The organism is Psychrobacillus sp. FSL K6-2843, from assembly GCF_038626375.1.
In the GTDB taxonomy this organism is placed as follows: Bacteria; Bacillota; Bacilli; order Bacillales_A; family Planococcaceae; genus Psychrobacillus; species Psychrobacillus faecigallinarum.
This window is the reverse complement of the sequence record NZ_CP152021.1, coordinates 1165259-1180025: the sequence shown is the minus strand read 5'-3', so window position 1 is coordinate 1180025 and position 14767 is coordinate 1165259. Positions and strand designations below refer to the sequence as shown.

Here is a 14767-nt window from a genome sequence, read left to right as displayed (position 1 = left end):
TGCCTTAGTCAACCCACTGGAGTCGCGGCTTGTTTCTTTTATCAAAACATATAAATGTACGAGTATGATTTACAAACTACTTATTGAAGCTGCTTAAAAGAACTTTTTTTCTTTTTTATCAAAAAAAAGAAAAAGCCCTTTCCTCAGTTAGGAAAGGGCTTTTTACAAAGGGGATGGGAGAAATGTTCACGTTCAAACAAAGGGGTGTATGTTATCTTGTGATTTATTTCACACTCTTACTTTAGCATGCTCCAGTGATAAAAACAACCGATTAAGCTCCACTTTCACAAATTCGTCAATATTAAAGAATACATCTAAGTTTCCTTAAGTTTGTATGAATTAAAAAACGTCCAATCCTTTAATGGATTGGACGTCATAAACAATTACGATAATAGTTTCTCTAACTCATTTAACTTCTCTTCAAATACACGGCAAGCCTCTTCTATTGGAGCAGCTGTATTCATATCTACTCCTGCTTTTTTCAATACTTCAATTGGATAATCCGAGCATCCGGCCTTTAAGAATTCATTGATATAGCGTTCAACTGCTGGTTTGCCCTCAGATAAAATCTGATTGCTCAGAGCGGTTGCAGCACTTAGACCAGTAGCATATTGATATACATAATAGTTGTAATAGAAGTGTGGAATTCTCGCCCATTCTAATCCAATTTGCTCATCAATTACTATATCATCACCAAAATACTTTTTATTCAATTCATAGTAGACCTCTGTTAACTTATCTGCTGTTAAAGCTTCTCCGTCTTGGTCTAATTGATGAATAATATGCTCAAACTCTGCAAACATTGTTTGTCTGAATACTGTTCCTCTAAATCCTTCTAGCCAATGATTTAATAAGTAAATGCGCTTTTTAGGATCTTCTATTGTTTTGAGTAAGTGGTCATTCAACAATGCTTCGTTACAAGTAGAAGCAACCTCTGCAACAAAAATAGAATAATCTCCATATACATATGGTTGATTTTCTCTTGTATAATAGCTATGAATACTATGTCCAAACTCATGAGCAAGTGTAAATAAGTTATTCACATTATCTTGCCAGTTCATTAGAATATATGGATTTGTTCCATAGGTACCCGATGAATATGCTCCTGACCGCTTACCTTTCGTTTCTACAACGTCCACCCAGCGATTCTCAAGGCCGTTTTTTACTATTGATACGTATTCCTCACCTAATGGCTCAAAGCTCTCTAGCATCGTCTTACAGGCCTCTTCATACGTATACTCCATTTTAAGCTCTTTAACAAGTGGCGTATATAAATCCCACATATGTAACTCCTCTAAGCCTAAAACTTTTTTACGTAGACTAACATACCTATGAAGTAAATGAACGTTTTTATTTATTGTTCCAACTAAATTATCATATACAGATTCAGGAATGTGATTTGTCGATAGTGCCGCTTCTCTTGCAGATGCATAATTTCTAATTTGAGCATTAACATTATCACCTTTAATATTTCCACTTAAAGTGGATGCAAAAGTATTGCGAAACTTACCATAAGTTTCATACATAGCTTTAAATGCATCTTCCCGTACTCTTCTATCTTCACTTTCTAAAAAGCGTGAGTAACGACCATGTGTTATTTGTACTTCATTACCCTCTTCATCCTTTATAAACGGAAATTCTAAATCAGCATTATTTAATTTTCCAAAGGTATCTGCAGAGGCTCCAGCAATTTCAGCAAACTGCGCGAGTAAAGCCTCCTGTTCTTTTGGAAGTACATGCGGACGTTCCTTGTTTATTTCTTCAAGCATTTGGCGATAAACTTGTAAGCCTTTATTTTCTTGTAAATAATTTTTTAGAGTCGTTTCATCTAAAGATAATATTTCAGGCACCAAAAATGAAAGCTCTGTAGAAACCTTTACAAATAAAGATTTTATCCGACTATCCATCGCTTGATATTTGCTATTTGCAGTATCTTGGTCACTGCGCATATGGGCATAAGTGTAGAGCTTACGCAATCTCATAGTTAACTCATCACGATATGTTAATACATTTAATAATGCTTCCGGTCCATTTTCTATCGTCCCTTGATAAGAAGATGCCTTTTTAGCTAATTCTGCTACCTCGCTAAAATCTTTTTCCCATTCATCCTCTGTAGGAAAAATATCCTCTAATCTCCAAGTAAGATTTTCTTCAACTTCATTTCTTGTTAATATTTTATTCTTAACGTCTGCTGACATTTTTACCTCTCCTTCCATTGTTTCGTGCAACGAATCAGTTCTATTTTCTCAATTTTCTGCTCCCTTTGCAAGGAAATGCTGATAAAGTATCTTATACATTTTTGGGTAATTAAATGTACTATCTGAGATATTTTTATCCGTCTGTTCTAAGCATTCCTGAATTACATCTATATATGCTTGTATAGCCTTCATTCGTTTTTCTATTTGTTCTGACTTTCTCCAACGGCTAGTTGCTAGGAATGAACTATAATGATGAACAGAAACTGAATTTAAAGCAATCTTATTTACTTGTAAGAAGTCGATTAATTGTAGCTGCCATTCACAGCTATGTTCAAGAAAGGCTTCTGCCTCAAGTGATGGTATGCCTATGAACATAGGTATCTGCTGAGGATGAATTCTCCATCTATAGCAAACCTTCAAAAATTCGGATTGAATCCCCTTTCTATTATAAAGATATAAATTGTTTAACCGATTTAGACGTTTTTTATTGTAAATAATGAGATATTCCTGGAATTCTTCCTCTGTTATTTTTTTTACCATTGCTAATGGCCATGTTTGTAGACTAATGGGTAATTTATTTACTTTAACGACAAAATAATTGGAATAAGCATGGAGAAAATTAGATAAGTAGGAAAAGTTTTTTGTTTGAGGACAAAAGGTGATAAGAATTCTACCATACGCTTTGGTAGACAGGATAAATTCAAGTTGAAAAGGAGCTATTTTCATCGAACCTATCGATTTCGAAGAAAAATCGGCTAAGTCGGGGGTTTTTAAGATCCAAAGGGGTTGGATATTTGAGTTTTGATATCCCAAATTACGTTTTCGAATAACCTCGGGAGTTATTATACTGCACTGATATTCTAATGCTACTTTTTCGTGGGCTTGGACTAAAATATCTGGCCTTTGTTTAATATCTTGGAGATAGGGCTCCAGTTCACAAGGAATTTTTAAGCGTTCTAGAAAATCATAAAGCTGGATTTTTCCATTCAAATGATCTTGGCTTTCTCCTTCTGAAAAAGAATGGGCACACGACGAGTTGCGGTAATGTGCAAAATGGGGCACTTTTATATTCCCTATTCTTAATATTACCTTTTCATGACATTCAGCACATTGAAAATGAACGGAGCGCTTACTATACTTTAAAATGTCATTCGAATAGTGAGAAGGGATAAAAACCTTACCTTCCGTAGTTAAAGCTGTTAATATGAAAATCACCTCCAACTCCTACTATACAGAGTATTCAAAAAAATCACAATAATGTAATTTTTATATGTTAACTACTTTTTCATATATTTTGTTTTTGAATCATTCATAAAAAAAGATTGTAGAAAAAGTTAAAAAATAACTTCACCTACAATCTGAAACCTTCTTTAAAGAAGGCATTAAAAATGTCTATTAAGTTCTTCCATTACATTATTAGCAATTATTTCTTTGCCGTATTCTTGAATTATGTGAATGGTTGTTTTAGTGCTTTGTCCAAATTCTGAAATAACACTTAATGTATTTAATATAGCTTCTAACTCAACCAAATCCATATCAAACGCTACATGTAAGTAATATTTTTCGTTATAATGATATAAGGAAGTATCAAAATCTAAATCCTCAAGTTTTTTAGACAAGCCAATTACATCTTCAAAATTTTCAAATACAAATGTATATTCGGAAGGTATTTCATCTAGGTCATCCATATAGTTCGAAAAATCATCAAACTCATGTGGCCCCATATTGGAGACAGCATTCTTAAAAATCTTATTTGATAAATCTTCTGATCTTAAGCTATCGTCTGATTGTTCATCTTTTGCCATTTCTGTTCGAGTGACAATCACTTCTAAACCTTTTTCCATCGCATGAACTTGTATCCACAAAGGACCATCTAACTCTTCAAAATGATCATCATCATGAACTTCATCCATCATTTCCCAAAAAAGCTGCTCGCTCTTATCTTTATTAAACCAAATTTCATCTCGGCTGAAGCCTCTTTCTTCAATGTCGATGTATGAAATGTATACTTTGAAAGTGTTGTCATTGATGCGCTCGATATCCATTTAACACATCTCCTTTCGCTTCTTACCGCCTCATTACTGTAGTGTCTAATACTATTGTATGTTGTTTAAGAAAAAAAGAAAAGGATTCCAGCTTCACTTTTAAAAAAATTGATACAACATTTTACAGTATGTAAAAATTATAACACGCGGCGAGTAAAACTGATAAAGAAAAGCTGGTGGTTTTTCAAATTTTCTTTGAAAAACCACCAGCTTTATTATGCACTAATTAACAAGTCGTTGTGCTTCCAATAACTGATAAGCACGGACCTTTCTAGGTAAAAATCTACGAATTTCGTCTTCATTATATCCGACTTGTAAACGTTTTTCATCTAATATAATTGGTCTACGTAGTAAACCAGGATATTCTTGTATTAACTCGTACAATCTTTGAAGTGGCAAGCTCTCCACATCTACATTTAACTTTTGAAAAATTTTAGATCGGGTTGAAATAATTTCATCTGTACCGTCTTCTGTCATGCGAAGTATTTCTTTAATTTCACTAATACTCAAAGGTTCTGAGAAAATATTACGTTCCGTGTAAGGAATTTCATGCTCTTCTAACCATGCTTTTGCTTTTCTACATGAAGTACAGCTTGGTGAAGTAAATAATGTAACCATCATTCAAAAAACACTTCCTCTCGATTGTTACTTGTGTTATATAAAGTAGATTATAATTAATTTAATTAAGTTGAATACTTTTATTAGTATACACTAATATATAGGTATTTAAAATACATTTATTTGAAATATTTTCTGAAAGCATTAGTATTTGAAAGAACGTTCATAAAGTGTACATTTTAATATATTTCTAAAATAATAATGTGCCTTTTAATACATTAATACCCATTTTCATAAGATCCTAAACATAATTTTATAAAAAATATCATTCTCATTTAGTCAGCTACTAATGAAAATTGCTGTTACACTATATAGTACGTTTTCCATGAAGAAAAGTTTCATTATGACAAAAAAACTACATTTCTCTGATGGCAAAATTCTTAAAATGAATTGATCTAATCATTGCACTTCTATTATATAATTAGTTATTCCCAAAGATACAATTTGTAAAACCTCTCTGTTGCCTCCTTTCGAATAAAAAAATTGCTTGAGGAGCACAGATAACTCCGAGTAAAATGATTCTTCTTACTTTCTAAATCAAAAAAAGTAGGCAATCGCCTACTTTTTAATGGATTAATTTATCGGAGTGTAATCTACACCAGAAGAATATTTATTGCCTGCATTCCATAATAAGAATTCATTTATCCCTGCTTCATTTAACGCCTTAATTTGTGCTTCAACCTCTTCTTTTCCGTATACAAGGTAATTGCCTTTACCTAGGTATGAAGCTGTAAAGTCTTGAAGCCATGGTCTTGATACCGGAGGGCTTTCTAATTCTGCTAGTTTAGCATTCTCCACCTTTGCATACTCTTGAACAAGACGGTAAGGCTCTAAATCCGGCTTAGCAATGCCGAAATAGGATGTCCAGTGACTTGGATAAATCATAGATGAAATCACATCTACGTTTTCGGAGATTTTAGAAAAATTTTGCCCAATACCTGGTGCTTCAGGAAGTGTTGCTGAATACCCAAATATATCCACAGATACTTGGACTCCATAAGGCTTAAGTTTTTCTCTTGCATAAGCAACAAAGTCAGTTACCGCTGATACTCTTTTTTGCGTAGAATCCAAATCCGATTCGCCATATTTACCTATGCCATATTTAAGTGTTGTATCCCTTTTTTCAAAGCCCTCTGGAAAACGAACATAGTCAAACTGTATTTCTTTAAAGCCCATTTTTGCAGCTTCGATAGCAATTTCTACATTATAATCCCATACTTCTTGCATAAAGGGATTGACAAATGCTTCACCTCTTCCATTCTTCCAAACGGAACCGTTCTCTACAAACGATAATTCCGGTTTTCTTTCAGCTAGTTCAGTATCTTTAAATACTACGACTCGGGCAATTGGATAGATTTCTTTTTCCTCCATCGTTTCAAGTACTCCTCTAAGATCCTTTATGTATGGTTTACCTATTTCATATTTAACCAAAGGAGAATCCTCTTTAGGTTTATAAGTAAGATTTCCAAAATCATCTTTAATGTCAATTACCATGGCATTTAACTCTGTTGCATCCATTAACTCAACTAATTGATTGAATTTCTCCCCGCCCGCAGAGTGACCTGTCACATAAACACCTCTTACTGCATCTGGGTAGTTAAAAGTCAGACCTGAATCGTAGACAAATAGTTTGGACGAGGTTACTAATGATTCCTCGATTGTTTTGTAGCCATATTCTTTTGCAGTAAATTCATTTGAGAAAGATTTTGTCTCTGCTGCAGTTACTACAGGTGCTACGATAAACACACCTAACATCGTTGCAAAAATTCCTTTTATTATTCTGTGCATGATAACCGTCTTCCTTTCTTTACGTCTAACATTCTAACAACTATACCCTTCGATGAAAAGAGTCAATAAGTCTAATATGGATATAAAATTCCTAATTAATCAAAAATTTAACTTTATTATTTGTCTCTCTTCGTATTAAAGTTTAATTAGACATTTTTAGGGTATATATTTATTTATCCATAATAGCATTTAACTAAACTTTTTTTGCGAAGTTTAGAACTTTATAATTTTTAAATTCTTCCATAGATTTAGATTACTATGGTTTATTGACAAGGTTTTACCTTTGTAAAGATAAACCAACCAATAAAAAAAAAGTAGGCTAATTCGAATTTCTTCGATTCAGCCTACTATTATTAAAAGTTTTATTAAGCACGTGATTGAGAAATAGCTTTTAGTTCTTGGAATTCTTTCTCTGAACAAAATACAAAGTGACCTGGAGTAACTTCTCGCATTGCAATTTCTTCTCCATCTGCATAATTATGAACTGACGGATCATAAGATTTACGCACACGTGTACGCTCGTAATTAGGATCCGGAAGAGGTATAGCAGACAATAGAGATTGCGTATAAGGATGTAATGGGTTTAAGTACAATTCTTCAGCAGGAGCAAGCTCCACTAGCTTACCGAAATACATAACTCCAATTCGATCCGAAATATATTTAACCATTGAAAGGTCATGCGCAATGAAAAGGTAAGTTAATCCTTTTTCTTCTTGCAGTTCCTTCAATAAGTTAACTACTTGAGCTTGGATAGATACATCAAGAGCTGAGATTGGTTCATCCGCTATGATGAACTCAGGTTCAACTGCTAAAGCTCTAGCAATACCAAGACGTTGACGTTGACCTCCAGAGAATTCATGTGGATAACGTTCAGCATGTTCTTTATTAAGTCCAACTGTTTCCAATAACTGAATAACCCGTGCCTTGCGTTCTGTTTGATTTTTAACTAGTCCATGAATATCTAAACCTTCCGCAATTATATCCAACACTTTCATACGTGGATTTAATGATGCGTAAGGATCTTGGAAAATCATTTGCATTTTACGATTAAAGATTTTCAAATCTTTTTTAGATTTTTTGTCATGTACATTAACACCATCATAAATTACTTTTCCTTCAGTAGCGTCATATAGTCGAATAATAGTTCGTCCAGTTGTGGATTTACCACAGCCTGATTCTCCTACTAAACCTAACGTTTCACCTTTATAGATGTCAAAGCTAATGTCATCTACGGCACGAACTTCATTTTCTTTACCTTCATTAAAATATTGTTTTAAATTTTTTATTTCAAGTAATTTTTCAGCCATTAGTTTACACTCCCTTCGTAGTAACGACTTCCAGGGAACTTTTTCATACGTTCAACTATTGATGCAGGTGGTTCTACTTTTGGTGCATCTGGATGCAATAACCAAGTAGCAGCATAATGTGTATCACTAACTTTAAAGAATGGAGGAGATTCCTCTAAATCTATTTTCAGTGCATAGTCACTACGAAGGGCAAAAGCATCCCCTTTAGGCGGATTTAACAAATCAGGAGGTGTTCCTGGAATTGCATATAATTTTTCTTCTGCAGTGTCTAAAGAAGGCATTGAACTCAACAAGCCCCATGTATATGGATGCTGAGGATTATAGAAAATCTCATCTACAGTTCCTGTTTCTACAATTTTCCCACCATACATTACCGCTACTCGATCTGCAACATTAGCTACTACACCTAAATCATGTGTAATAAAGATGATTGATGTATCAATCTTCTTCTGTAAATCTTTCATTAACTCTAATATTTGCGCTTGAATAGTTACATCTAATGCTGTTGTTGGTTCATCTGCAATTAATATTTGTGGATTACAAGCAAGAGCAATAGCTATAACAATACGTTGGCGCTGTCCGCCAGAAAATTGGTGAGGGTATTGTTTAATACGTGCCTCAGGTTTTGGCATACCAACTAGTCGCAATAAATCTACTGCTATTTTTCTCGCCTCTGCCTTACTTACTTTACGATGCTTTAAAATTGGCTCCATAATTTGCTTACCTATTGTCATCGTTGGATTCAAGGATGTCATAGGATCCTGAAAAATCATGGAGATGTCTTTCCCACGAATCTTTTGCATTTCTTTATCAGTAAGCTTTGTTAAATCTTTTCCATTGAAAAGAATTTGTCCATTTTTAAATTCTGAGCTAGACTCAGGTAGTAAACGCATAATCGCCTTAGTTGTAACTGACTTACCAGAACCAGACTCCCCTACAATTGCAAGTGTTTCACCTTTTAAAAGATCGAAATTAACACCACGAATGGCTTTAACCTCTCCTGCAAAAGTATGGAAGGAAAGCTCTAGATCTTTAACTTCTAATATTTTTTCCATCCTTGCTTTCCTCCTTTAGTCTTTCATCTTCGGATCTAGTGCATCCCTTAAACCATCACCTAGCAAGTTAAAGGACAGCATTAGTAAGCTTATGATTACAGCTGGGTATACTAAAATATGTGGTTGGAATTTAAGTAATTTAACACCATCATTAATCAACGTACCTAAAGATGCAGCAGGTGGCTGTAATCCCAACCCGATAAAGCTTAAGAAAGCTTCGAAGAAAATTGCACTAGGTATTGTAAACATCGTATTTATAACAACAATACTCAAAACATTCGGAAGAATATGTTTTGTTATGATTCTATTATTTGAAGCACCTAGCGTACGGGCAGCCAAAACGAACTCTTGGTTCTTATATTTCAAAACCTGTGCTCGAACTACACGAGACATACCAATCCATCCGGTTATCGTAATGGCAATAATAATCGCTGTGATACCAGGATCCATAAACATAATCATGAGAATAACGATTACTAAATTTGGAATACCGATAAGAATTTCTACTATACGCTGCATGACGTCGTCTACACGACCACCGTAGTAACCAGAAATTCCTCCATAGGCTACCCCAATTACCATGTCAATTAACGCAGCCATAAAGGCAATGAAAAGAGATACCTGGGTTCCTTCCCATACTCGCGCAAACATGTCACGGCCCAAACCGTCAGTTCCGAACCAATAATATGTGTCTACTTTCTTTAATTCATATAAATCTACTTCTTTACCTGCCAAGTTGCCGTACCCATCCATAATACCCAGTTTTTCAATTCCAGGAACTTTTGGTGGTAAGTTAGCATGGGTAATTGTTTGTGTCTCTGCATCATGCGGGCCAATATGTGGACCAATAAGTGACATAACAAGAATAATCAATAGTATAAAAACACTAACGATAGCAGCTTTATTTTTTCTTATACGGTACCAGGCATCTTTCCAAAAGCTAACACTTGGCTTAGAAATTTTTTCTGCTTGGCTACTATCTACTTGAACTCTGTTAAATGATTCAGCAGGTAACTTTTTTAAGTCTTGACTCATTAGTTCTTACCTCCTGACAAACGAATACGCGGATCAATAATTCCATAAAGCAAATCTATAATGAATATTACAACAATTAAGAATACAGAGAAGAAAATAGTAGTACCCATAATAATAGAATAATCATTTGTATTAATAGATTTAACGAATTGTTCACCGATTCCTGGGATTGCAAATATTTGTTCAATTACTAATGACCCGGTTAGCAATCCAGCCGCCATTGGACCAAGTACTGTTACTAATGGTATTAAAGCATTACGCAAAGCATGTTTAAATGCAATTTCAGTACCATTTGCTCCTTTAGATTTTGCTAGTGTAATATAATCAGAGCTCAATACTTCGACCATCTCTGTTCGAATAAAACGTGCAGCGGTAGCTAACGGTCCCATAGCTAATGCAATCGACGGCATAATACTTGAAGCCCATCCATCTTTCCATAAAGCCACAGGAAGTATTTGCCATTTCACACCTAACCAATATTGTAATAATGTTGCAAATACAAAAGATGGTATAGAAATACCGATAATAGCAACGATTGTACTGCTATAATCCCAAATTGTATTTTGTTTTAAAGCAGCAATCATTCCAAGAATAATTCCTACTAAAACACCTGCAATCAGACCTTGAGCACCAATTTGGAAAGACGGTCCGATTCGGCTAAGAATTAAATCAGTAACTTCAGCATTTTTAAACTGAAACGAGTTACCTAAATCACCTTGAACTAAGTTAAGCATGTAATTTGCATACTGGACGGGAATGGGATCATTCAATCCATATTTCGCTTCCACTATTTCAAGTTGAGCTGGGGATAGTTTTGAAGCAGAGCTTATAGGGGATCCTGGTAGCGTCTTCATCAAGAAAAATGTAGCTGTAGCAATCAGGAAAAGCGTGATAAACATATAAAAAACACGACGCAGAATATATTTTGCCATCTTTGCACCTCCTAAATTTTATAAATAATTTTACTAATCTATATATTAAACAAAAAAAATAGTAATTTGTCAAAATTATATTTTATAGTAAAAATATTTCGTATATTTCGACTCATTTAAAAAGAGAGTATATGTTCCTAAAGGAATACATATACTCTCATTTTATGAGATTTTTACAGCTTTATACTAATTAGTTTTTACCTTCGATATATGCCCATTTGTAGCTATAGTCTCCACCAATTTGGTGAGATACAACACCTTTAACATATGGTTTTAGAAGTTGCATAGTACCACGTTGGTAAATCGGTCCAATACCGAAATCTTCATCAATTAGAAGTTTTTCAGCATCAGCAAGTGCTTGCCAACGAGCTTCTGCGTCTAGTGCTAATTCAGTGTTAGCAGAATTTACTAGCTCATCATATTTAGGGTTTGAATAAGACATTTGGTTGTTACCACCGTCAGTTAACCATAAATTCATGAAAGTGTAAGGATCTTGGTAATCTGGTCCCCAACCTGCAACTTGAATGTCATAGTCTTGATTTGTGTCAAGATCTAAGCGCACAGCAAATGGTACTTCTTTAAGAGTAACAGTTAAACCTGGTAGGTTTGTTTCTAATTGGTTTTTGAAATACTCATCCATTTTTTTAGAAATATCAGTGTCTCCACCAAGAATTTCTAGAGTAAGCTCAGTAACGCCTAATTCTTTTAATCCTTTATCCCAAGCTGCTTTCGCTTCTTCTACGTTAAAAACAGACATATCTCCATTTACATCGCGGAAGTCATTAGCATCAGCATCAAAAGTAAATCCTTTTGGTACTAAGTAGTGAGCTGGAACAGAACCATTAGCTAAAACTACATCAACTAAATCTTGCTTATTGATTGCTTTTGAAACTGCTTCACGAATATTTACGTTAGCAAGTGGAGTTGGCTCTCCATTACGTTGTTGATTGTACTTGAAGTAGAATACAGATGCATCCATTTCAGTCACTAGTTCTGGATCATTAGCATATTGCATTGCGTATTCACCAGATAGACCAGCACGGTCTTTTTCACCATTACTGTAAAGGTTAACAGCAGTAGCTGTCTCTTTTACTACATCGTAGTTAATTTCAGTAAGTTTAACAGTGTCTTTATCCCAATATTGTTCGTTTTTAACTAGTTTCCAGTTTAACCCTGTTCCATCCCAATCTTGTAATGCGAATGGACCGTTGTATAAAAGTGCTTCAGAGTTTTTAGAGTAATTTGCACCTTGAGTTGTAACGAATTCTTCTTTTTGTGGTAAGAATGTTCCAAATGACATTAATGACAAGAAGTAAGGAACTGGTTTTTCAAGAGTAACTTCTAATGTTTTCTCATCAAGAGCTTTAACACCTAATTCAGTATACTCAACTTCACCTGCAACAATTTGAGTTGCATTTTTGATAACGCCTTCCATCATGTATGGACCGTATTCAGATGCAGTATCTGGGTTCATAGCGCGTTTCCAAGCAAATTCAAAGTCATTTGCAGTTACTGGAGAACCATCAGACCAATTAGCATCACGTAATTTGAACGTATAAACTAATCCATCTTCAGAAATAGTTGGCTCACCTTCAGCAATAGCAGGTATAGCTACGTTTTCTTGGTTCAAACGATAAAGACCTTCATTTATGTTGCCTAGTAGATCGAAACCTACTGAGTCAGTTACTAAAGCAGAGTCAAGAGTTGGAATTTCAGCACCCGCGATTAAGTTTAGTACTTGCTCTTCATCAATTTTTGCTTCTTCTGGAGCTTCTGTTTCTGGTTTGTCTGTTGAGTCTGGTTTGTCAGCTGGTTCTGCTTCCTTTTCGCCGCCACATGCAGCTAGGAATAGCCCTACAACTAACAGTAGGCTTAATAGCCATACTAATTTGCTATTCTTCAAAAAAATAACCTCCCTAATATTCAGAAAAATTCATTACATTTATTATTATACATTTTATAAGAGAGTTGTACATAGCTTTTTATAAATATTTTTACAGTCTTGTAACAAAATCATTACATTGTCCTAACGATTGTGAAAATTTAGTAACTATTTTGTTAATTATTTTCTTTGTTTTTTATTAGTTTTGATTATTTTAAACAAATCTTCTATAATATTTTTGATAGAGGTGAAATATGAAAAAGAAGATAATATATTTTTTAAGTGCACAGATTATAATCTTTTTGCTAATACTTTTAATATATAAACATATCGATTTGGAAACATACGCTAATATTTCCTTCTATATAGGAGGAGGTATAACATTTTTAGGATTAGTAACATATGTTGTTTCAGGCGGATTTTTTGATTTATATGTATCTAGCTCCAGAAAATTTTTTACGCGAAAGCACTTAAGAGATGAAATAGAAAATATGCGACTTCCTTCCGAAGTTTTCTCCTTCTCCCCTAAGCCAATTCTCGCGTTAGGGTTATCTATTTTAGCTTGTACTTGTATTGCATTATTTTTCTATTATGGATAATTTTATCCCTTGATTTTTGAGTTTCTTCTATATATAATAATCAAAACTATATATAAGAGCTTTGAGGAAGAAAAGTACATTTATATCGTATGTTTAGAGAGTCTGCGGTTGCTGCGAGCAGATCATACCTTAAATGGAATGGGCTTCTGAGCAGTATGAGTGAAACTTAAGTAGCTTATACCGTTTCCTTCACGTTATGAAGAAGAGTGGCTATTTTTTTAGCAAGCTGGGTGGTACCACGGATATTACATCATTCGTCCCTTTTATAGGGATGCATGATGTTTTTTTATATTCTAAGGAGGAAAATTGAATGAAAACACTTTTTTCAGGCGTACAACCAACCGGTACAATTACATTAGGGAATTATATTGGTGCATTTAGACAGTTTATAGATTTACAAAATGAGAATGAATGTATTTTTTGTATCGTGGACCAGCATGCGATTACAGTTGCACAGGATCCACAGGAGCTACAAAAACATATTCGTTCCCTAGCCGCCTTATATCTAGCTGTAGGAATTGATCCAGAAAAATCTATTCTGTTTGTACAATCAGAAGTTCCCGCTCACGCAAAAGCAGGATGGATGATGCAATGTATTTCTCATATTGGGGAATTAGAAAGAATGACTCAATTTAAAGATAAATCGGATGGCAAAGACGGAGTTACTGCTGGGCTATTAACTTACCCACCGCTAATGGCGGCTGACATTCTTCTTTACCAAACAAATATTGTGCCTGTTGGGGATGACCAGAAGCAGCATATTGAACTAACTCGGGATTTGGCTGAACGATTTAATAAAAGATATGGGAATGTTTTAACTATACCCGAAATTCAGCTACCTAAATACGGCGCTCGTATCAAATCACTTCAAGATCCAATGAAGAAAATGAGCAAGTCGGATCCCAACCAAAAAGCAACCATTCGTATTTTAGATACACCAAAGCAAATAGAAAAGAAAATTAAAAGCTCTGTCACCGATTCAGAAGGTATCGTAGCCTTTGACCCTGAAAACAAACCAGGAGTTTCAAATTTATTAACAATAGAATCAGCTTTAACAGGTACACCGATTCCTACGCTCGTTGCAAACTACGAAGGAAAAGGCTACGGAGATTTTAAAGCATCTGTTGCTGAAGCAATTATTAATCATTTTGCTCCTATTCAACAAAGATATGAGGAATTACTAAATTCATCAGAATTAGATTCCATTCTAGATCGCGGAGCAGAAAAGGCTAACCAATTGGCAAATGATACACTTGCTAAGATGGAAGCCGCAATGGGTCTCGGTAGAAGACGCTAATCGTTAATCCC

At 34.5% G+C, this 14767-nt stretch carries 12 protein-coding genes and 1 other annotated feature; of the genes, 2 read left to right on the top strand and 10 right to left on the bottom strand.

What is annotated here, in order from left to right; genetic code table 11:
- Window positions 1-383 precede the first annotated feature (383 nt).
- The 10 genes from pepF to MKY94_RS05685 form a co-directional block, all read right to left on the bottom strand.
- Window positions 384-2198 (bottom strand): oligoendopeptidase F, encoded by a 1815-nt coding sequence (pepF, locus tag MKY94_RS05730; RefSeq protein ID WP_342578214.1) that lies wholly within the window; start codon window positions 2196-2198, stop codon window positions 384-386.
- Window positions 2199-2246: 48 nt separating this feature from the next.
- Entirely contained in the window at window positions 2247-3413 is a 1167-nt protein-coding gene (locus MKY94_RS05725) for a competence protein CoiA family protein (RefSeq protein WP_195761935.1), read from the bottom strand.
- A 167-nt stretch (window positions 3414-3580) separates the two neighbouring features.
- A complete protein-coding gene (gene mecA / locus MKY94_RS05720) occupies window positions 3581-4243 on the bottom strand; it encodes an adaptor protein MecA (protein WP_144537730.1) in 663 nt (220 codons plus the stop codon).
- 222 nt (window positions 4244-4465) lie between these two features.
- Window positions 4466-4861, bottom strand: a complete 396-nt coding sequence (gene spxA / locus MKY94_RS05715) for a transcriptional regulator SpxA (protein WP_186318146.1) — start codon at window positions 4859-4861, stop codon at window positions 4466-4468.
- Between the two features lie 573 nt (window positions 4862-5434).
- Window positions 5435-6649, bottom strand: a complete 1215-nt coding sequence (locus MKY94_RS05710; protein WP_144537727.1) for a putative glycoside hydrolase — start codon at window positions 6647-6649, stop codon at window positions 5435-5437.
- A 365-nt stretch (window positions 6650-7014) separates the two neighbouring features.
- Window positions 7015-7956: an ATP-binding cassette domain-containing protein gene (locus MKY94_RS05705; protein ID WP_144537726.1), complete on the bottom strand. Its 942-nt coding sequence runs from the start codon at window positions 7954-7956 to the stop codon at window positions 7015-7017.
- Entirely contained in the window at window positions 7956-9011 is a 1056-nt protein-coding gene (locus MKY94_RS05700) for an ABC transporter ATP-binding protein (protein WP_144537724.1), read from the bottom strand. The genes MKY94_RS05705 and MKY94_RS05700 overlap by 1 nt, the downstream gene beginning before the upstream one ends.
- 15 nt (window positions 9012-9026) lie before the next feature.
- On the bottom strand, window positions 9027-10046 hold the full coding sequence (opp3C, locus tag MKY94_RS05695) for an oligopeptide ABC transporter permease (RefSeq protein ID WP_151110791.1): 1020 nt from the start codon (window positions 10044-10046) through the stop codon (window positions 9027-9029).
- A complete protein-coding gene (gene opp3b, locus MKY94_RS05690; protein WP_144537720.1) occupies window positions 10046-10978 on the bottom strand; it encodes an oligopeptide ABC transporter permease in 933 nt (310 codons plus the stop codon). The genes opp3C and opp3b overlap by 1 nt, the downstream gene beginning before the upstream one ends.
- A 190-nt stretch (window positions 10979-11168) precedes the next feature.
- Window positions 11169-12881: a peptide ABC transporter substrate-binding protein gene (locus tag MKY94_RS05685; RefSeq protein WP_342578212.1), complete on the bottom strand. Its 1713-nt coding sequence runs from the start codon at window positions 12879-12881 to the stop codon at window positions 11169-11171.
- Between the two features lie 233 nt (window positions 12882-13114).
- On the opposite strand from MKY94_RS05685, the gene MKY94_RS05680 reads away from it, so the two are divergent.
- Window positions 13115-13459, top strand: a complete 345-nt coding sequence (locus MKY94_RS05680) for a DUF3899 domain-containing protein (protein ID WP_144537716.1) — start codon at window positions 13115-13117, stop codon at window positions 13457-13459.
- A 52-nt stretch (window positions 13460-13511) separates the two neighbouring features.
- Window positions 13512-13724, top strand: a binding site (T-box leader).
- 45 nt (window positions 13725-13769) lie between these two features.
- Entirely contained in the window at window positions 13770-14756 is a 987-nt protein-coding gene (trpS, locus tag MKY94_RS05675; protein WP_144537714.1) for a tryptophan--tRNA ligase, read from the top strand.
- Window positions 14757-14767 lie beyond the last annotated feature (11 nt).

Coding starts and splice junctions, on each gene's coding strand:
- pepF (WP_342578214.1), bottom strand. CDS start 2,198: ATGTCAGCAGACGTTAAGAATAAAATATTAACAAGAAATGAAGTTGAA.
- mecA (WP_144537730.1), bottom strand. CDS start 4,243: ATGGATATCGAGCGCATCAATGACAACACTTTCAAAGTATACATTTCA.
- spxA (WP_186318146.1), bottom strand. CDS start 4,861: ATGGTTACATTATTTACTTCACCAAGCTGTACTTCATGTAGAAAAGCA.
- MKY94_RS05710 (WP_144537727.1), bottom strand. CDS start 6,649: ATGCACAGAATAATAAAAGGAATTTTTGCAACGATGTTAGGTGTGTTT.
- MKY94_RS05705 (WP_144537726.1), bottom strand. CDS start 7,956: ATGGCTGAAAAATTACTTGAAATAAAAAATTTAAAACAATATTTTAAT.
- MKY94_RS05700 (WP_144537724.1), bottom strand. CDS start 9,011: ATGGAAAAAATATTAGAAGTTAAAGATCTAGAGCTTTCCTTCCATACT.
- opp3C (WP_151110791.1), bottom strand. CDS start 10,046: ATGAGTCAAGACTTAAAAAAGTTACCTGCTGAATCATTTAACAGAGTT.
- opp3b (WP_144537720.1), bottom strand. CDS start 10,978: ATGGCAAAATATATTCTGCGTCGTGTTTTTTATATGTTTATCACGCTT.
- MKY94_RS05680 (WP_144537716.1), top strand. CDS start 13,115: ATGAAAAAGAAGATAATATATTTTTTAAGTGCACAGATTATAATCTTT.
- trpS (WP_144537714.1), top strand. CDS start 13,770: ATGAAAACACTTTTTTCAGGCGTACAACCAACCGGTACAATTACATTA.